Origin of the sequence: Sedimentitalea todarodis (assembly GCF_032595355.1) — a bacterium.
GTDB classification, from domain to species: domain Bacteria; phylum Pseudomonadota; class Alphaproteobacteria; order Rhodobacterales; family Rhodobacteraceae; genus Sedimentitalea; species Sedimentitalea todarodis.
On record NZ_JASMWN010000006.1, the window covers coordinates 1 to 18166 of the forward strand.

20 protein-coding genes and 1 tRNA gene are annotated in these 18166 nt (G+C 61.9%); 9 read left to right on the plus strand and 12 right to left on the minus strand.

Features of this window, described 5'->3' with window-relative positions:
• Positions 1-198: transposase domain-containing protein (locus QO231_RS09450; RefSeq protein WP_316775477.1), on the plus strand; the 198-nt coding region annotated here is incomplete at its 5' end.
• A 234-nt stretch (positions 199-432) separates the two neighbouring features.
• Here QO231_RS09450 and QO231_RS09455 read toward each other — a convergent pair.
• From QO231_RS09455 to QO231_RS09470, 4 genes are all read right to left on the minus strand, one after another.
• Positions 433-509, minus strand: a tRNA-Arg gene (locus QO231_RS09455).
• A gap of 76 nt (positions 510-585) precedes the next feature.
• Positions 586-1971, minus strand: a complete 1386-nt coding sequence (locus QO231_RS09460) for a sensor histidine kinase (protein WP_316775479.1) — start codon at positions 1969-1971, stop codon at positions 586-588.
• A gap of 15 nt (positions 1972-1986) precedes the next feature.
• The gene (locus QO231_RS09465) at positions 1987-3405 is read right to left on the minus strand and encodes a dihydrolipoyl dehydrogenase family protein (protein WP_316775919.1); all 1419 of its coding nucleotides are present in this window, start codon (positions 3403-3405) and stop codon (positions 1987-1989) included.
• A gap of 4 nt (positions 3406-3409) precedes the next feature.
• Positions 3410-4141 carry a TVP38/TMEM64 family protein gene (locus tag QO231_RS09470; protein WP_316775482.1) on the minus strand — a complete coding sequence of 244 codons (732 nt, stop codon included), beginning with the start codon at positions 4139-4141 and terminating at the stop codon, positions 3410-3412.
• 299 nt (positions 4142-4440) lie between these two features.
• Between QO231_RS09470 and rpmH the strand changes: the two genes are divergently transcribed.
• Genes rpmH through yidD form a run of 3 tightly spaced genes read left to right on the plus strand, consistent with a single transcriptional unit; the run spans position 4441 to position 5257 of the window.
• Positions 4441-4575 (plus strand): 50S ribosomal protein L34, encoded by a 135-nt coding sequence (gene rpmH, locus QO231_RS09475; RefSeq protein WP_027241708.1) that lies wholly within the window; start codon positions 4441-4443, stop codon positions 4573-4575.
• A 23-nt stretch (positions 4576-4598) separates the two neighbouring features.
• Positions 4599-5021: a ribonuclease P protein component gene (gene rnpA / locus QO231_RS09480; RefSeq protein ID WP_316775494.1), complete on the plus strand. Its 423-nt coding sequence runs from the start codon at positions 4599-4601 to the stop codon at positions 5019-5021.
• Positions 5018-5257, plus strand: a complete 240-nt coding sequence (yidD, locus tag QO231_RS09485) for a membrane protein insertion efficiency factor YidD (protein WP_316775495.1) — start codon at positions 5018-5020, stop codon at positions 5255-5257. The genes rnpA and yidD overlap by 4 nt, the downstream gene beginning before the upstream one ends.
• Before the next feature lie 175 nt (positions 5258-5432).
• On the opposite strand, the gene dapA is transcribed toward yidD, so the two are convergent.
• Positions 5433-6308: a 4-hydroxy-tetrahydrodipicolinate synthase gene (dapA, locus tag QO231_RS09490; protein ID WP_316775497.1), complete on the minus strand. Its 876-nt coding sequence runs from the start codon at positions 6306-6308 to the stop codon at positions 5433-5435.
• 136 nt (positions 6309-6444) lie between these two features.
• On the opposite strand from dapA, the gene QO231_RS09495 reads away from it, so the two are divergent.
• Entirely contained in the window at positions 6445-8403 is a 1959-nt protein-coding gene (locus tag QO231_RS09495) for a lytic transglycosylase domain-containing protein (RefSeq protein ID WP_316775920.1), read from the plus strand.
• Here QO231_RS09495 and QO231_RS09500 read toward each other — a convergent pair.
• Both QO231_RS09500 and mnmD read right to left on the minus strand, forming a co-directional pair.
• Positions 8377-9264 (minus strand): DMT family transporter, encoded by an 888-nt coding sequence (locus tag QO231_RS09500; protein WP_316775499.1) that lies wholly within the window; start codon positions 9262-9264, stop codon positions 8377-8379. The two genes, QO231_RS09495 and QO231_RS09500, sit on opposite strands and share 27 nt — an antisense overlap.
• Positions 9261-9929 (minus strand): tRNA (5-methylaminomethyl-2-thiouridine)(34)-methyltransferase MnmD, encoded by a 669-nt coding sequence (gene mnmD, locus QO231_RS09505; protein ID WP_316775501.1) that lies wholly within the window; start codon positions 9927-9929, stop codon positions 9261-9263. The genes QO231_RS09500 and mnmD overlap by 4 nt, the downstream gene beginning before the upstream one ends.
• Before the next feature lie 64 nt (positions 9930-9993).
• Here mnmD and QO231_RS09510 point away from each other — a divergent pair, with 64 nt between their 5' ends.
• A complete protein-coding gene (locus QO231_RS09510) occupies positions 9994-11031 on the plus strand; it encodes an NAD(P)/FAD-dependent oxidoreductase (protein WP_316775503.1) in 1038 nt (345 codons plus the stop codon).
• A 36-nt stretch (positions 11032-11067) separates the two neighbouring features.
• On the opposite strand, the gene QO231_RS09515 is transcribed toward QO231_RS09510, so the two are convergent.
• The 4 genes from QO231_RS09515 to QO231_RS09530 form a co-directional block, all read right to left on the minus strand.
• Positions 11068-11880 carry an FAS1-like dehydratase domain-containing protein gene (locus tag QO231_RS09515; RefSeq protein WP_316775504.1) on the minus strand — a complete coding sequence of 271 codons (813 nt, stop codon included), beginning with the start codon at positions 11878-11880 and terminating at the stop codon, positions 11068-11070.
• A gap of 128 nt (positions 11881-12008) precedes the next feature.
• Positions 12009-12551: an NADPH-dependent FMN reductase gene (locus QO231_RS09520; RefSeq protein ID WP_316775505.1), complete on the minus strand. Its 543-nt coding sequence runs from the start codon at positions 12549-12551 to the stop codon at positions 12009-12011.
• Between the two features lie 60 nt (positions 12552-12611).
• The gene (locus tag QO231_RS09525) at positions 12612-13271 is read right to left on the minus strand and encodes an OmpA family protein (protein WP_316775507.1); all 660 of its coding nucleotides are present in this window, start codon (positions 13269-13271) and stop codon (positions 12612-12614) included.
• Positions 13272-13399: 128 nt separating this feature from the next.
• Positions 13400-14248, minus strand: a complete 849-nt coding sequence (locus QO231_RS09530) for a bifunctional helix-turn-helix domain-containing protein/methylated-DNA--[protein]-cysteine S-methyltransferase (RefSeq protein ID WP_316775510.1) — start codon at positions 14246-14248, stop codon at positions 13400-13402.
• Between the two features lie 148 nt (positions 14249-14396).
• Here QO231_RS09530 and QO231_RS09535 point away from each other — a divergent pair, with 148 nt between their 5' ends.
• The 3 genes from QO231_RS09535 to panC all read left to right on the plus strand — a co-directional run bounded on the left by QO231_RS09535 (position 14397) and on the right by panC (position 17213).
• Positions 14397-15470, plus strand: coding sequence for a DmpA family aminopeptidase (locus QO231_RS09535; RefSeq protein WP_316775511.1), 1074 nt, complete (start codon positions 14397-14399; stop codon positions 15468-15470).
• 70 nt (positions 15471-15540) lie between these two features.
• Positions 15541-16368 carry a 3-methyl-2-oxobutanoate hydroxymethyltransferase gene (panB, locus tag QO231_RS09540; protein WP_316775513.1) on the plus strand — a complete coding sequence of 276 codons (828 nt, stop codon included), beginning with the start codon at positions 15541-15543 and terminating at the stop codon, positions 16366-16368.
• Positions 16365-17213 (plus strand): pantoate--beta-alanine ligase, encoded by an 849-nt coding sequence (gene panC, locus QO231_RS09545; RefSeq protein WP_316775514.1) that lies wholly within the window; start codon positions 16365-16367, stop codon positions 17211-17213. Before panB ends, panC begins: the two co-directional genes overlap by 4 nt.
• Before the next feature lie 48 nt (positions 17214-17261).
• Here the strand turns inward: panC and yghU are convergent, their stop codons facing one another.
• Complete coding sequence (gene yghU / locus QO231_RS09550; RefSeq protein WP_316775516.1) at positions 17262-18143, minus strand: glutathione-dependent disulfide-bond oxidoreductase; 882 nt, start codon at positions 18141-18143, stop codon at positions 17262-17264.
• Between the last annotated feature and the right edge of the window lie 23 nt (positions 18144-18166).

Below are 18166 nucleotides of genomic sequence, written 5' to 3' on the forward strand. Positions count from 1 at the left end.
TTCGCCGGGTCCGAGCGTGGCGGGCAGCGCGCCGCCGCCATGTATTCCCTGATCGGCACGGCCAAACTGAACGGTATCGATCCGCAGGCCTGGCTCGCCGACGTCATCGCCCGCATCTCCGACATGCCGGTCTCACGCCTGCACGAGCTTCTGCCTTGGGAATGGGACGGAGCAACGCAACACGTCAAGGCAGCCTGACCGCGGTACACGGCGGATGCTTACGAAAAATGTCTCACGTCGAGAGGAGTCTTGTGCGGCAAAACGCAACGGCTAACGAGGAAGACCCAAACGCTACTTTGCGTCCGAAAATTCGTAGTGTTGCGGGATTTTCAATGTTGCGGGATTGCTCGAAAAATAGGCGGCCAATCCAGGACGCAAGCCATTGATTTTCATATATCTTCCAAGCATCGCCACTCTTTTGTGCGGTAAAAGTGGCGGACCGAGGAGGATTCGAACCCCCGACCCCTTGATTCGTAGTCAAGTACTCTATCCAGCTGAGCTATCGGTCCACTGGTCGGCGATTTAGAGGGCGTAGCCTTGGTTTGCAAGGAGAAAGCGCCAGTCAGGTGAAAAAACAAGACGACCTCAGACCATGCCGTCTCCCTTGGGAAGGCAAATCTCGAACACCGTGCCGTCCGCGTTGCTTTCTTTGAGCGTCAGCTTGCCGCCATGCCCTCGGACCAACTCGGCGGAGATGGTGAGGCCGAGACCTGAGCCGCCCTTGCGCGCGCCGCCTTGAAACGGCGTAAAAAGATGCTCGATGGCACGGGGTGGCAGACCCGGGCCGGTATCGGCTACTGTGATCATCCAGGCTTCGTCGCCTTCGCGCGCGGCGATGGAAACGGTTCCTGGGTTGCCGGTTGCCGCGATGGCCTGCCGCGCGTTGCGCACGAGATTCAACAGCACCCGATAGAGTTGCTCCTTGTCTGCGCGTAGTGTCAGGAGAGGCATGACGTCGAGGTCAAAAGTGATCTCTCTGCTGTCTTCGGCCAGGCGTTCACCCTCGACAACGTCGTCCACCACGTCAAGCAGTCGCACCATGCCAAGCGTCGGTGCCGGCTCTTCGGCGCGACCGAAGGCCAGCGTGTTTTCGCAAAGCGACACGGCACGCGTGATCGAATTGACCAGCTTGGGCGCCAAGCGACGCACGAGCGGATCATCCGACGCTTCGATCCTGTCAGTGAACAGCTGGGCGCTGGTCAGGATATTGCGCAGATCGTGGCTGATCTTGGCAATTGCGCCGCCAAGCTGTGCAAGTCGTTCGCGTTGCTTGAGGGCCTGTGTCAGATCGGTCTGAAGCTTTTGCAACGCGTCCTCGGCTTCGCGCATTTCGACGACACCGGAACTGGGATGTATGAGCCCGCGCGCGTCTTCTGGGGCAACGGCATAGCGCTGCATGTGGCCAACGATGCCCTTGATCGGGCGCACCAGAAGAACCCGCACGGCCCAGAACAACAGCACTGCGGTGAACACCGATATCACTGCAGACAGCGCCAGGACGCGCAGGCCATAGTCAATCATCTCGGCGCGCAGCGGCGCGGTTTCTATCGTCACTTCGATCAGCAACCCCGCCATTTGGACAGGAGACCCAATCACCCGAATGACCTGATTTTTGGGCACAAACAACCGCATCATGGCGTCCCGAATCAGCGTAAATGGACCGGCCTCGCGCAGATCAAAGGTGGCGGCTATCGTCGGCGGCATGGGCGAGCTCAGCACCAGCTCGCGGACTTCGTCACGGCGCAGAACCACGTTGAACACCCCGGCCGTCTGCAACAATTCGGCCTCAAGCTCTGTCGACAGCATGTCACCCGCCAGAAGGGCAAGCGACGCAATTTGCGCACGTTCAAGCCTGTTCCGCAGATAGTCCTCGCGAAACCTTGCCACCGAAGGCACGAAGATCAGCACCTCGGCCAGCATCACAAAGATCGTCGTCAGTACCAGAAGCCGGCCCGAAAGCGTGTTCAGCATGCTGCTCCTTGTTCGTCAGGGCAGCCATTTCTGGATCAACCCAACCACTTGCTTAACCCTAGGATTATCAAACAGTCTGGGTGAGAAATAGGCCCCTGCAGCACGTTTGTTGATTTCACCGTATGTGGGATAGGGTGCAACCATCCCGGCGATCTGGCTCATCTTCAGATTGTTCGCGATTGCAAGCGACCAGAGGCTGATCAGATCGCCTGCCCGATGCCCGACAATAGTGGCTCCCACCGGGCGCCCGCGAACCACCATCACCTTGATCTTGCCCGTGGTTTTCCGCTCGGCAATGGCCCGGTCGTTCTCATCATAAGCGAATGTCGCAACCTCTGCCCTGTCTCCGTGTACCTCCTGTGCCTCGGCTTGGCTCAAACCGACCTGCGCCAGTTCCGGATCGGTATAGGTGGCCCATGGAATATGGGAAACCCCGGCCTTTGCGGGCAGTCCGAACAGGACCGGTCGCAGGATGATCCCGGCCTGATAACCGGCGACATGGGTGAATTGCAGCCCCCCGGCGATATCGCCAATGGCAAAGACGCGCCTGTTGCTGGTGCGCATTCGTGCATCCACTTTGATGCCGGACTTGGTGGTTTCGATCTCTGCCGCTTCCAGGTTCAATTTGTCAGTGTTGGCCTTGCGTCCAACGGCCATCAACAGATGTGAGCCGCGGAATATCCGGCCATCTTTGGCCTCGACCTCGATGGCCCCGGCCTCTCCGCGGATTTCCGCCGCCATTGCCGCTTCTTGGATCGATACCCCTTCGGTTCGCAAGGTATCCAGCACCGCTGTCGCAAAATCCGGGTCATCCTTGGCCAGCGCAGTCATACCCTCGATCACTGTCACCTTACAGCCCAGACGCGCATGGGCCTGCGCCATCTCCACGCCGATCGGACCGCCGCCAATGATCAGGAGGTGGTCGGGCCGCTCGCGCAGATCGAACAGGGTTTCGTTGGTCAGATAGGGGACCGTGTCCAGTCCGGGGATTGGCGGCACCAGCGGTGATGATCCGGTTGCGATCACGATGCGTCGGGCCGTGATGCGGTGATCGCCTGCCTGTACCTCTGTGGGCGATACGAACCGGCCGAAATCGCGGATCACAAGCACCCCCAGCCCTTCGAAGCGTTCCTGGCTATCAACCGGCGCAATCCGGGCGATCACCTGCGCGACGTGGTCCATCACTGCGGCATAGTCGACACTCGGGGTTTGATTGGCGATTCCGAGCGGTGCGGATTGCGTACACGCGTGGGCTGCCTTGGCGCTGGCGATCAGGGCCTTGGACGGGACGCAGCCGTAGTTCAGGCAATCTCCGCCCATCTTGTGCCCTTCCAGCAGCACGACATCGGCCCCCATCTGGCTGGCACCCGCCGCGACGGACAACCCCGCAGAGCCTGCGCCAATGACGAGCACGTCTGTCTTGATCGGGTTCACCATTTCAAATCTCTTTCCGGCCCCTCAAGAGCCTGATGACAATCGGCAGCGCGGCGAGAACGCACAGGCCAAGGATCGGCCCGAGAATATGCGGCTCCCACAACAGCGACAGATCCGGGGTCTCTCCACGGTCGAACACCGCGCCCAACCCAACGCCGATCCAGGTGAAGACGATGGTACCGGGGATGATCCCGATGGCCGTGGTCCAGAGAAAGTTGCGGAACCTTACTCCGACGAGCGCCGGCAGCAGGTTGGCGACAAAGAACGGCACCGCCGGGACCAGGCGTATCAGGAGCAACACGTTGATTTCATGTTCGCGCAACCCGTCGCGTATGCGTTTCGCGGCACCTTCGGATGCGTCCAGCTTGGCGCTGAGCGTCGCACCCAGACCTGCGCGTGCGGCAAGGAAGATCGCGCAGGCGCCGATGGTCGCCGACAGAACGTTCAGCATCGTCCCTGCGGTAAGACCAAAGAGAAAACCGCCGGTCACGGATGCGACCGCTGCTCCGGGCAGGGAAAAGGCGACGATCACGACATAGAGCATCACAAACCCCGCCGCGAGGCCCAGCAGGTTCTGATCCCGGAACGCAAGCAAGGCCTCGCGGTTGGCGCGCAGCGTGTCGAAGGTGAGATAGTCGCGCAAGGCAAAGCTCCCGATCAGCGCGACGCAGAGAATCAACATCAGCGGCATATGACGCAGAAATCTGTTTCCGCTCTGATCGGGTGTAGCCTTCATCAATCTGGATCCATCGTCCGGGGGGTCTTGCTGGCTCAACATGCGCCTCGCAGCAGAAAAGCGACAGGTCCATCACGGGCCGTTGATGTGGCCCGCCGCTTTCGTGAGAATCCCGGCGGGGATCGATCCGGTTGAAACAATTCCACTGTTGTCGCAGCGCGAATTGTTGCAGATTCCCCTGCATTTTTCGCAGGCAGGGTTTGACTTGACGTCCAAGCACCATTAGAGGACGGGCTTCAAAGTACACACGGGGGGCGATTCCGCGCCCTACCCGACCGAGAATAGCTGGAGACGGAGCGATGAAACGCACCTTTCAACCCTCGAACCTGGTTCGCAAGCGCCGCCATGGGTTCCGTGCGCGTATGGCGACCAAGGCCGGACGCAAGATTCTGAACGCGCGTCGTGCGCGCGGCCGCAAGGAACTGAGCGCGTAAGCGCATCAGACTTTCTGACGGACATGACACCGCCGGAGGTCCCCCTGGATGGCAATGCCGCCCGAGGGAGCAAGCCCCCGGCGGTTTCCGTTCGCGTGCCTGAAACTCCTGGCGTGCTGACGGCGCGCGCGGATTTCCTGCGCGCGGCGCGGGCCCGGCGACAGGGCACAACCTCTATGATGGTTCAGGGACGCAAACGCGCGCCGGACGAGGCCGAGGGCATACGCGTCGGCTTCACCTGCTCCAAGAAGGTCGGAAACGCCGTGGCGCGCAACCGTGCAAAGCGGCGATTGCGCGAGGCCGCTCGCCTCGTGCTGCCCGAACATGGGCGGGCCGGCTGGGACTATGTTCTGATCGGGCGTGCTGAGGCAACGGCATCACGCCCATTCGAGGCGCTGCAAGAGGACTTGCGCTATGCCCTGCGTCGCCTGCATGGAAGGCTTTGAGCCCATTTGCCCATATCGTGGCCATGCCGGTGCGCGCCTATCGGCTGATCTTTTCGCCCTGGGTTGGCTATAACTGTCGATTTCAACCAACCTGCTCGGCCTATGCACTGGAAGCGCTCGATAAGTACGGAGCGGTCAAAGGCACGTGGCTTGCCGCGCGCCGCATTGGGCGATGTCATCCGATGGGCGGGTCCGGATATGATCCGGTCCCGGACAAGACGGAATCGGGCGATTGAGACAACTCGGCATCGCAAGGTCAAGTAATAGGACTCCGATCTCGGCCGAAGCGGAAACCAATATCAGCTTGGTGGAAGTGGTTTCGCGATGTGCCGGATCACCTGACGCCGCCTGATATCGTGGATTTCAACGTGTTGGCTGATGCCAGATGATCCAGGTGAAACGCGAAACGCTCTAGCTCAGCAGACCGGCGTGGCGCAAACCGTCTTCCACCAGCGTCTTGGTGCTGTCCATCAACCCGGTCAGTGGCAGGCGCACCTCTTCGCTGCAGAGGCCCAGTTTGCTCATCGCGTATTTTACGCCGACAAGCCCCGGCTCGGTAAAGATCGCCTGATGCAGTGGCATCAGCCGGTCCTGGATCTCCAGTGCCTTGCCATAGTCACCCGCGGCGGTGGCCGCCTGCACCTGCGCGCATAGGCCCGGTGCTACGTTTGCGGTGACAGAGATGCACCCGACCCCGCCCTGTGCATTGAACCCATGCGCGGTCGCGTCTTCGCCCGAAAGCTGGATGAAATCGGTGCCGCAAGTGATCCGCTGGGCGCTGACCCGGGCCAGATCGCCAGTGGCGTCCTTGACGCCGACGATGCGCGGAAGCTCTGCCAACTCGCCCATGGTTGCCGGCGACATGTCGATCACCGAACGCGGTGGGATGTTGTAGATGAAGATCGGCAGCGCCGTTGCATCGTGGATCGCAGTGAAATGCGCGATCAGGCCGCGCTGTGTCGGCTTGTTGTAATAGGGTGTGACCACGAGAACCGCATCCGCCTCGACCGACTCGGCATGTTGGGCCAGCCGCAGGCTTTCCAGCGTGTTGTTGGACCCCGCCCCGGCAATTACCGGCACGCGGCCAGCCGCTGCCTTGACCACATCGGTCACGACGGATTCATGTTCCCTGTGGGTGAGAGTGGGGCTTTCGCCTGTGGTCCCGACCGGAACCAGCCCGGTTGTCCCTTCGCTGATCTGCCATTCGACCAGTTGTTTCAGCGTATCCAGATCCAACTCGCCGTTGCGAAACGGTGTGACGAGGGCTGTCATTGAGCCTTTGAACATGGGCACGCTCCTTTTCCTTCGATCTGCGCGGAAAACCCCGCATTAACTGCAACGGTTCCGTGATTGTGTGTTGATCCCGGCCCGCCACGGATTATCGTCACAGGCTCTAGCCTTGGATGATCGGGTAATGCAAGTGATGTTGCGCATTCTGACAGTTCTGTTGTGCCTTTCTGCGGCCCCTTGGGGGGCTACTTTGGCAGATGATGCGCAGAATGTGGCGCGCGCGATGGAGTTGTTGCGAAAATGGGAATGGCCCGAGGCGCTGAACGCCGCTGGCAAACCCGAGAGCGTGGCACGCGACATTGTCGAATGGCACAGACTGCGAGCCGGGCTGGGCGATGCGGATGACGTGACCGGGTTTCTCGCACGCCGCCCCGATTGGCCCGGTCTGGCCTGGCTGCGGCGTAAGACCGAGGCCGCGATAGACGTATTGCCGCCGGATGAAATCATCGCGTTTTACGAAGAGATGCCGCCGCAGTCGCCCGAAGGCGTCTTGAGTCGTGCACGGGTCCTGATCGCGAAGGGTCAAAAGGGCGATGCCGAGGCCGAACTGGTTCTGGCTTGGCGCACCATGCCGATGGGACGACTGATACAGGCGAATTATCTGCGACAACACAAGGCCTTGCTGGCGCCGCATCACAACGCCCGTCTGGACCGGATGCTGTGGGACAACCATCTGGTCAGCGCGCGCCAGATGCTGTCGCTGGTCGATGACGACCACCGGGCGCTGGCCGAGGCTCGAATCGCCCTGCACGAAATGGCCCCCGGCGTGGATGTCCGAATCGAGGCGGTCCCCGAAGCACTGAGCGATGCGCCGGGTCTGGCCTATGATCGGTTCGTCTGGCGCGACCGCAAGGGCCGCGACGACGACGCGATAGACCTCATGATGGAGCGCAGCGCCAGCGCCCAAATGCTTGGCGAGCCCGAGAAATGGGCGCGCCGCCGTGCCAATCTGGCACGCCAGGTGATGCGCGCCGGCGAACCAGAGCGTGCCTACCAGATTGCATCGAGACATTACCTGACCGAAGGCTCCGCCTATGCAGATCTGGAATGGTTGTCCGGGTTCATTGCCCTGCGTCAACTGGAGGATCCAACCACCGCCCTTCGCCATTTCCAGCATTTCGACGCGGCCGTGGTATCACCTATTTCAAGGGGTCGTGCCGGGTACTGGCTGGGTCGGGCCCATGAGGCGTTGGGTGACAGTGACGGAGCGCATGACGCCTATTCCCAGGGAGCCGAGCACCAGACGTCATTCTACGGGTTGCTCGCGGCAGAGCAGATCGGGCGGCCCTTTGACCCGGTGCTTGCCGCCCCGCCTGACCTGCCGCCCTGGAAAGATGCCCCGTTCATGTCGTCCAGCGTGCTGGAGGCCGGAATGCTGTTGCTGGAAGCCAAAGAACTGGATCTCGCAGAACGGTTTCTCGCGCATCTGGTCGAAAGCCTTGACCCGGTACAGGCCGGACAACTGGGCGAGATGGTGATTGATATCGGCCAGCCGCATCTGGCGGTGATGATCGCCAAGCGCGCGGCGCAACAGGCTATGGTGCTGCATGCCGCCTACTATCCCTTGCATCCCGTCGCGGAGATGAATCTGCCGATGGCCCCCGAGATGACGCTGGCGATTGCCCGACGCGAGAGCGAATTTGACCCCAAGGTGATCAGCGGCGCGGGCGCGCGCGGATTGATGCAGGTTATGCCCGCAACCGCAAGTGCCGTGGCTGCGGACATGGGCATCGCCGCCGCCCACAAGACGTCACGGCTGATCGCGGAATGGGAATACAATGCAAGGCTCGGCGCCCGCTACCTGGCCGGGCTGGCGGGCGGCTTCAACGGCAACGTGGTAATGATGGCGGCGGGCTATAACGCCGGGCCTGGTCGGCCGCTGCAATGGGCGCTGGACTTTGGCGATCCGCGCAGCCCGGACGTGGATGTGATCGACTGGATCGAGTTCATTCCGTTCAACGAGACGCGCAACTACGTGATGCGGGTGACCGAGAGCCTGCCGGTCTATCGCGCACGGCTGGGCGGTGCGGCGTTGCCGATCCCGTTTTCACGGGAACTGGCGGGCTCAACTCTTAACGCGTTCGCGCCATAAGGTGAACAGCCCTGCCGCAACGATGATCGCGGTCCCGATAGCGACGTTGTCGCGCAGGGTCTCACCAAAAACCAGCAAGCCAAGCAACGAGGCAAAGACCAGCTGGAAATAGGCAAAGGGCTGGACCGCGCTGGCCTCTGCCGCCTCGTAACAGCGGATCAGCAGCCAATGGCCCAGAACCCCGGTGATGCAGAGCGTGATCATCCATAGCCAGTCCGGCCCGGCCATCGGCTGCCAGAACCAGATGCCGATACCCGTCATCAGGACCGCACCGACTGTGCCGGTGTAGAAAAAGCTGGTCGCCGTGGTGTCGCGCCGCGCCGCGTATCGGTTGAGCAACCCATAGACCGCGAACATGATTGCCGAGACCAGCGGGATGATCGCCGCCGGATCAAACACACCAAAGCCCGGTTGCAAGATGATCAGAACCCCGACAAAGCCGACGGCGATGGCGCTCCACCGTCGCCACCCGACCTTTTCGCCCAGGATCGGCCCGGACAGCGCAGCGATCAGGAGCGGATAGCACGCAAAGACCGCATGGCTCTCGATCAGACCCAGCAGCGTGAAACCGAATACTGCGACACAGATTTCAGTGGCCAGCAGCAGACCACGCGTGATTTGTATCGCCGGTTGCGACGTTCGGATTGCGGCGCGCAGCCCGCCGCGCGCACGGGCGGCCAGCGCTATCACGAAGGCGGCAAAGAACCAGTAGCGGATCATCACCACCATCATCGTGTTGTATTCACTGGCCAGATGACGCGAAATCCCATCCTGAAGCGCGAATACGATGGTGGTGGCAATCATCAGCGTGACGCCAAGCGGGACGTTGTTGGACTGCTGCGACAGGTTGGGCGCGCTCATGCGAGGGCCCCCCGAACCATATGCCGTTTGCGCCCGTATCCCGGAACGCGTGTCACGGCAAAGCCCGCATCGTTCAATCCGCGCCGCACGAACCCTGCCGCGGTATAGGTCGCGACCGTGCCGCCGGGGGTGGTGTGGCGGGCAACCTCCGACAACAGGGCGTCGCCCCAGAGTTCCGGGTTCTTTGCAGGCGAGAAGCCGTCGAGAAACCACGCATCGGCGTGCCCCGCCCATGTCGGCAAGGTCTGGCGCGCATCGCCGGTGATGACCTTCAGGTGCATCGTGCCCAGATCGCAGGCCCCCTCCCCTGTCCAGACCTCAAGGAACCGATCCCTCCACGAAGACAACGATGGAAAGGCCCCGAGCGCCTGCGCCATGTCGACAGGCGTCATCGGGAAGGCCTCAAAGCTGGTGAATTGCAGCGGAGACCGGTGCCCCGCCTCTTCCCACGCCGCCCATGCGGTCAGCATGTTCAACCCGGTGCCAAAGCCAAGCTCGGCAATATGGAACCCGTCGAAAAACCGATCCGGCAGGTCATTGCCATCCAGAAACACGTGCCGTGTCTCGGCCAGCCCGTTTTCGAGGCTGAAATACGGATCGTCAAACCGGGTCGAAACCGGCACATGGCCATCGCGCCACTGCAATTCTGCCTGCTGGTCCTGCATGTCCGGAGTCCGTAAGAATGTCTGGCAACGCCGCGAGACATGGCGCAAGGAGTGGAATTAGGCAATGGTCGATGTAACGATACGCGGCGCGGGCATCTTTGGCCTGTCGATCGCCTGGACCTGTGCCCGCCGTGGCGCATCTGTGCAGGTGGTTGACCCCAACGGCCCCGCATCCGGCGCGTCCGGCGGGATCGTCGGGGCGCTGGCGCCGCACGTCCCGGAGAACTGGAACACCAAAAAGGCGTTTCAGCTTGAGAGCCTGCTGATGGCCCCGGATTTCTGGCAAGATGTCGAAGCAACCGGCGGTGTTACGGCAGGCTATGGTCGAACCGGCCGCCTGCAACCCATCGCCGATGAACGCGCACTGGATCTCGCGCAGCGGCGGGCGGTGAACGCAGAGAGCCTCTGGCAAGGGCAGGCAGTGTGGACCGTACGCCATGCCGCTGATCTGGGCCCGTTTGCCCCATCCAGCGCCACCGGTCAAGTCATTCACGACACCCTCAGCGCGCGGATACATCCAAGACGCGCATGCGCGGCGCTGGTGGCCGCGCTCGGCGTACGTGGCGTGCCGATTTTAGCGGATGCACCGGATCGCGGGCAGATCGTACATGCCACCGGGGTAGATGGCTTGGCCGACCTGTCGCACGCGCGGGGCAAGTCCGTGGGTGTTGGCGTCAAGGGCCAGGCGGCGCTATTGCGGTTTGATGCGGGTGAAGATGCTCCGCAACTCTTTGTCGACGGTCTGCACCTGATCCCCCACGCGGATGGAACCCTTGCCATCGGCTCGACCAGCGAACGTGACTATGACGATGCCCGGACAACCGATGCCTTGCTGGACGACGTGATCGAACGGGCGGTCGCCGCGATGCCGATCCTGCACGGCGTTGCGGTGATTGAACGCTGGGCTGGCATTCGTCCACGCGCCAAGAGCCGCGCGCCAATGCTGGGCCGTTGGCCGGACAGGCCGGATCATTTCATCGCGAATGGTGGTTTCAAGATCGGGTTTGGCATGGCCCCGAAGGTGGCGCAGGTCATGGCCGATCTGTTGCTTGACGGACAAGACGCCATCCCCGAGGGTTTTCGGGTAGAGGCCTCCTTGTAGCGCGCGATTTCGCATGGCCGCATCAGGATCGCTTGACTACAGCATAGGCACCGCATTCGCCGTCATCACCGTGCGCCCGTCCGGACCGCGCACCCAAAGGTCGGTGTCATGGCGGCACAGGCTGGCGGTTTCAAACTCCATCAGCGGCGAGGCGGCCCGGTAGGAGAACTGGGCCAGCGGGCCGATCAATTCACGGGCCATCAGCATAAGGTGTTGCGCCAGCAGCGGACCATGCACCACCAACCCATCATAGCCTTCGACCTCGCGGGCATAGTTGAGGTCATAGTGGATGCGATGACCATTGAAGGTGAGCGCCGAGTACCGAAACAGCTGGATCGGATCAAAGCGCCGCTCGCGCAATTCGGTTTCGTCCTTGCGGGCGGCGGGCGGCACCGGGCGTGGCGCATCATGGCTGGGGTCCTGACGATAGACCAGATCCTGCCATTCGGTGAGGCAGACCCGATCAGTCTGCCGGTACTCGTGGCGCAGCGTCACAAAGGCCAGAGGACCGCTGCGCCCATGCTTGTGCACGACGGTTTCAACCGTGCTGTGACGTTCGGCCGAAACGCCGGCGCGCAGTTCATGGGCAAAGCCGAGCCGACCACCCGCCCACATCCGACGTGGCAGACCGAGATCAGGGATCAGCCCGACGCCAAGGCGCGGATGACCGTCACGACCAAGATCGGTGGCCGGTTGGGGAGACCAGAAATAGAGCTGATGAAAGAACGGCGGCAGCGGGCTGCCCGCCTCGATATCGGGTGCCTGCCCAAGCGCGATCTGAAACGCCTGCGCGCGCGCCGGATCGAGAAGATCGTGTTGGGTTTCCGTGGCGGGATGGGCATACTTCATGACCCGCAGTCTACAGCATTTCGGATTGAATCTGTATCACATATCGCCGGGTGATACCTTACGCATCCAGTCAAGCTTGCACCGCCAAACGCCCGAAACGCGCCGCAATCAACAACCGAGCGCCGGCTTCAGCGGTCGATTTCAGCCCGCAGCTTGTCCATGAGCCCCTGCAATGTCTTGATGTAAAGATCGCTCTTGAGCTGCCCGTTATCATCGAACTGGTTTCGTGTGTCGGCGAGGTGAAACTCCGGCCCTTGCAGGATGCGCGGCTGAAAGGCCACCATCATGGCGCGCAGGATCGACTGGGATCGTTCTCCACCCGCCCGACCTGCGGCTGCGGACATCACGGCAACCGGCTTGTCCTGCCATGGCCTGGTCTTGGTCCGGCTGATCCAGTCCAGCGCGTTCTTGAGCACACCGGACGGAGCCTTGTTGTATTCCGGTGTCGAGATCACGACGGCATCAGCGGCGGCGATTTGGTCGGCGAGGACCTGTACCTCATCCGGAATGCCTGGCCCATCCTCTATGTCGCCATCATAGAGTGGCAAGCGCAGATTGGCCTCGGTAAAGTCGCATGGGCCAAAGAGCCGTGCCGCTTCGTGGATCAGCCTGGAATTGGTCGAACCAGCCCGCAAGGCGCCCGAAAGACCCAGAAGAGTTGGTTGTTTCATGTTTTTCCCAGTCATCATTGCAGGGCCACACAGGCAGCTTCAGCGGCAAAGCCGGCAGGGTCAGGAGTTTCTGGGGATCACGACGATTTCGACACGTCGGTTCTGCGCCCGCCCCTCGGCGGTCAGGTTTGACGCCAGCGGCTGTTCTTCGCCTTTTCCGTAGGTATTGATCCGGCCAGAGCTGACTCCGCCATTTTGCAGGATGCTGGCAACCGAATTGGCGCGGCGCAGCGACAGGCCGAGGTTATAGGTGGCGTCGCCAGTGCTGTCGGTATGGCCGACCACCTGCACGGTGCTGTCAGGATAGCGCAGCAGATTCTGGGCGACACGTCCGATATCCGCACGCAATGACGGGGTGACATCGGCGCTGTCGGTGGCAAAGGTGATATCCTGTGGCAAGGTGACGATCAGGCGGTCACCGGCATTGGTGATGGTAATCCCATCGCTGGCCAGTTGCGACCGTAACTCGGCGGCCTGCTTGTCAAGCTCGTTGCCCACAATACCCCCTGCGGCGGCGCCCGCAGCAGCGCCGAGCAGGATATTCCCGCCCTCGCCGCCTGTCGCGGCAGACAGCCCGGCGCCAACCACAGCCCCGAGGAGCGCGCCTTGCTTGGCCTTGGCGTTGGGGTCGGCCGTACCCCCCAGAGCGGACGGATCGTTACAGGCGCTCAGGACGAGCGAAGCGGCCAGAGCCGCACCTATCGAATACTTGGAGATCATTGTTCATGTACCTTCTGCTCGCGCCCTGTTCCGGCAGGGCTGGTTGCGCGCAGTATAGCATGATCCGCATGCCCGGTCTCAAGCCACATTATCGAGAGTGACGGCAGTTTATCGCCGGACGCAGGTTTTCACGCTTCGGCCCGCGCGGATTCATAGGCAAGCAGCGCGCGTTTCACCGGCAAACCCCAATGATAACCGCCCAGACCACCGGATTTGCGCAGGGCGCGGTGGCAGGGGATCAGCCAGCTGACCGGGTTGCGCCCCACCGCCGTGCCAACCGCGCGCACTGCCTTGGGGTGCCCGATGGCTTCGGCAATCTCGGAATAGGTGGTGACATGGCCCGATGGGATGGCGAGCAATGCCTCCCAGACCTTGATCTGAAACGGCGCGCCGATCATGTAGAGCGGGGCCCTTTCATCCGCCGGCTGTGCCCCGAAGGCGGCGCGTACCCAGGGTCGCAAAACGTCCGGATTTTCCACGAACTCGGCCAGCGGCCAACGGGCGGTCAGATCGTCCATCGCCGCCTCCTCGCCGGTCTCGGACGCAAAGCCGAGACCGCAAATGCCCTTTTCGGTGCCCATCACAAGTGCCGCACCAAAGGGACTGTCAAACCAACCCCAGAAAATCGTCAGCCCCGCGCCCTTGGCCGCGAACTCGCCCGGGCTCATCGCTTCCCACCGGAGAAACAGATCATGCAGGCGACCCGACCCGGACAGGCCGCTGCTGTGGCTGGTCTCGAGCGTGGTGAAACGATCGCGCAACAGCGCCTTGGCATGTCCAAGCGTCAGATATTGCTGATATCGTTTGGGCGAAACCCCGACCCAGCGGGAAAACAGGCGCTGAAAATGCGCCGGGCTCATATCCATCTTTGCCGCCAGCTGTTCGAGCGTCTGGGTTTCGCCGCCATCGTCGATCAGATCGATCGCGCGTCGCATGACGTTGAAATGGTAACCGTCTTCCTGGATTTGCACGTTCATGACCTGTTGTCCTTTGTCTGTGGTCCCAAACTAGGACATGCCGGTTGCCGAGGCGACCCGGAACTTGCGGTTTTGAACGGCGTGCACCACGGCCATTGCATGGGGGGAGAGGCTGCCCCATTCTGCAGCGACAGACAGGAGACGATCCATGCATCCAATCCGAGCCCGCGACCTTGGCCTGCCTTTTGCGGGACGCCCCGGACCTTACAACGCGATCACCGATATCGCCGGGGTCACGGTCGGGTTTACCACGCTCACCGATCCGGCACGTGACATGCGCACCGGCGTGACGGCGATCATTCCACGCGGGACCAGCGCCGCGCCGATGCCGGTCTGGGCCGGACAATACAGCCTGAATGGCAATGGCGAGCTGACGGGCAGCCACTGGATCAAGGATGCGGGGTACTTCATCGGCCCGGTCTGTATCACCAATACGCATGGCGTTGGCGCGGTGCATTCCGGCGCGACCCGTTGGATGATTGACACCTATGCCGAGTTCTTTCGTGACAATCATGCCTGGGCAATGCCGGTGGTAGGCGAGACCTATGACGGCGTGCTGAACGATATCAATGCCATGTTCGTTGAGCCGCACCACGCGATTTCGGCGCTGCAAGGCGCGACGAGCGGGCCGGTTGCCGAAGGCTCCGTCGGGGGCGGCAACGGGATGATCTGCTACGAGTTCAAGGGCGGCACCGGTACGTCGTCACGACAGGTTGTGATAGGCGAGGCGACATACACGATCGGCGCGCTGGTGCAGGCCAATTTCGGCATTCGGCCCTGGTTGAACATTCTCGGCTACCCGGTTGGCCGGATGATGCCCGACGGCGCGCTGTTTTCGCAGGAAACCGGATCAATCATCGTTGTTCTGGGCACGGACGCGCCGCTTTCCGGGCTGTCCCTGCGCCAGATCGCCAAACGCGCCGCCATCGGCATCGGACGCACCGGCACGCCCGGCGGCAACAGTTCAGGAGATATCTTTCTGGCGTTCTCGACCGCCAACCCCGGACCGATGCCACAACATGCGCCCATGGTGCAGCACCCCGCGACACTCAACACCGAGCGGCTTGATCCACTCTATCTCGGCGCGGTCGAGGCGGTAGAAGAGGCCGTGATCAACGCCCTCGTCGCGGGCGAGGATACACCCACGGTCAAACCACGCGGGCACCTCTGTCGCGGCATCGACCGGAGCGCGCTGGCCGCGCTGTTTCAACGGTCGGCATGATCGCGGATCGGTTGCAACCACTAGCCGCCCGGCATAACTAGTTGACGTAGGGTAAAACGAGGGCAGGAACTTGAGCCATACACCACCTATCAAGGCCATTGGGGCCAGCGACATCCGCGACCGAAAGGGTGGCACGCCGCTGGTTTGTCTGACCGCCTATACGACGCAGATTGCGCAGATCGCCGATACCGAATGTGACCTTGTTCTTGTCGGGGACAGTGTCGGCATGGTCCTGCACGGCTTGCCATCGACCTTGTCTGTCACGATGGAGATGATGATCCTGCACGGGCAGGCGGTGGCACGCGGCCTGAAGCGGGCGCTGATGGTCGTGGACATGCCGTTCGGGAGTTACGAGGAAAGCCCGGAACAGGCGCTGCGCAACGCGGTCCGGATCATGGCGGAAACCGGTGCGGGTGCGGTCAAGCTGGAAGGTGGGCAGCATATGGCGCAGACAATCCGGTTTCTGGTCGAACGGGGCATTCCGGTGATGGCCCATGTGGGACTGACGCCGCAATCGGTGAATGCCCTTGGCGGCTACATTGTGCAGGGCAAGGGCAGCGACCGGCAACGGATACTCGACGATGCGACCGCCGTCGCCGATGCGGGCGCGTTCTCGGTGGTTCTGGAAAAAGTCCCGGCGGCACTGGCAAACGAGATTACGGCGGCAATCGACATTCCAACCGTCGGGATTGGAGCATCGGTTGGCTGTGACGGCCAGATCCTGGTGATCGATGACATGCTCGGGCTGTTTGATGCGTTCAAACCGAAATTCGTCAAGCGATATGCCCATCTTTCAGGGGATGCGACCGAGGCTGTGCGCCAGTATGCGCAAGAGGTCCGCGCACGCAGCTTTCCGGGGTCCGAGCACATGTTCGCCGACGGCCACGACGACGCATGAAGATCATCCGCAGCAAATCGGACCTGCGCGAGGTGACCCGTGGCTGGCGTACCGCAGGCGAAACCGTTGGTGTGGTGCCGACAATGGGTGCATTGCATGAAGGCCATCTGAGCCTTGTGTCTGCAGCATGCGAACGTGCCGACCGGGTTATCGTGACGCTCTTTGTGAATCCCAAGCAGTTCAACAACCCCGAGGACCTTTCCAAATACCCGCGCACCGAAGAGTCTGATGCCCGCAAACTCGCTCCTTTTGGCGTGGATGTCCTCTATGTGCCCGACGGCGCCGAGATTTATCCGGACGGCTTTGCCACGACCATTTCCGTCAGCGGTGTCAGCGACGGACTGTGCGGGGCCACGCGTCCGGGGCATTTTGAAGGGGTTGCGACCGTGGTGGCCAAGCTGCTGTTGCAGACGGATGCGGATCTCGCGTTTTTCGGCGAAAAGGACTTTCAGCAGGTGCAGGTGGTGCGCCGCATGGTCGAGGATCTTGACCTGAGGTGCGAGATCGTGAGCTGCCCCACGGTGCGCGAAGCGTCAGGGCTGGCGCTGTCGTCGAGGAACAAGCGACTGGACGATGCGGGGCGGCAAAAGGCCAGCGCCATTCACGCAAGCCTGACCGAGGCCGCACGAACGATACTGGCCGGGCATGATGTTTCGGACGTTCTGAAAAACACGCGGGACACATTGCTTGATCAGGGGCTGGGACCGATCGATTATCTGGAGCTCCGCAGGGAAAGCGATCTCGCTCCGGCCGAGGACACACGCATACCCGCGCGCTTGTTTGTCGCCATTTGGCTCGGCGATGTCAGGTTGATCGATAACCTGAGCGTAGCACACGCCGGCTAGGGCTTTGTGCGTCAGGGAAAGGTGACCTGCCCCTGACCATATCGCTGATCAATCGGTTTCGGGCTCGCCGATCTTGTCCTGGGTCTGGGTGTCAAAATCTGCCGCATCGTGGCGTTCGCGCAACTGCATCTTGGGATCACCGGACGCCCGGTTAACCATGCGACCGCGTTGCACCGCAGGCCGCGCATCAATCGCCTTGGCCCAGCGAACCACGTTCTTGTAGCTTTCCACATCGAGGAACTCGCCGGCATCGTAAAGGCGACCCAGTGCCAGCTGCCCGTACCACGCCCAGTTCGCAATGTCGGCAATCGTATAGTCCTTACCGGCCAGATAGGTATTCTCGGCCAACTGTCGATCCAAAACATCAAGCTGCCGCTTGGTTTCCATCGTGAAGCGGTTGATCGGGTACTCCATCTTGGTCGGTGCATAGGCATAGAAATGGCCAAAGCCGCCGCCCAGGTAGGGCGCGCTGCCCATCTGCCAGAACAGCCATGACAGCATTTCAGGGCGCTTGGCCGGATCGGACGGCAGGAAAGCACCGAATTTCTCTGCAAGGTGCAACAGGATCGCGCCGCTCTCGAAAATGCGTGTTGGAGGCGTTGTCGTATGATCCATTAGCGCAGGGATCTTGGAGTTCGGGTTCACCGACACAAAACCGCTGCCGAACTGGTCGCCATCGCCGATGTTGATCAGCCAAGCGTCATAATCGGCAGCCGTGTGACCGGCGGCCAGCAGTTCTTCGAACATCACCGTCACCTTGACCCCGTTGGGCGTGGCGAGCGAATAGAGCTGGAACGGATGCCTGCCGACTTGCAACTCCTTGTCGTGGGTCGGCCCGGCGATGGGACGGTTGATGCTGGCAAATCGACCGCCGCTCTCCGCTTCCCAGGTCCAGACGCGGGGAGGTGAATAGTCACTGCTATCGGTCATGTCGGGCTGTTCTCCTGAGTGGT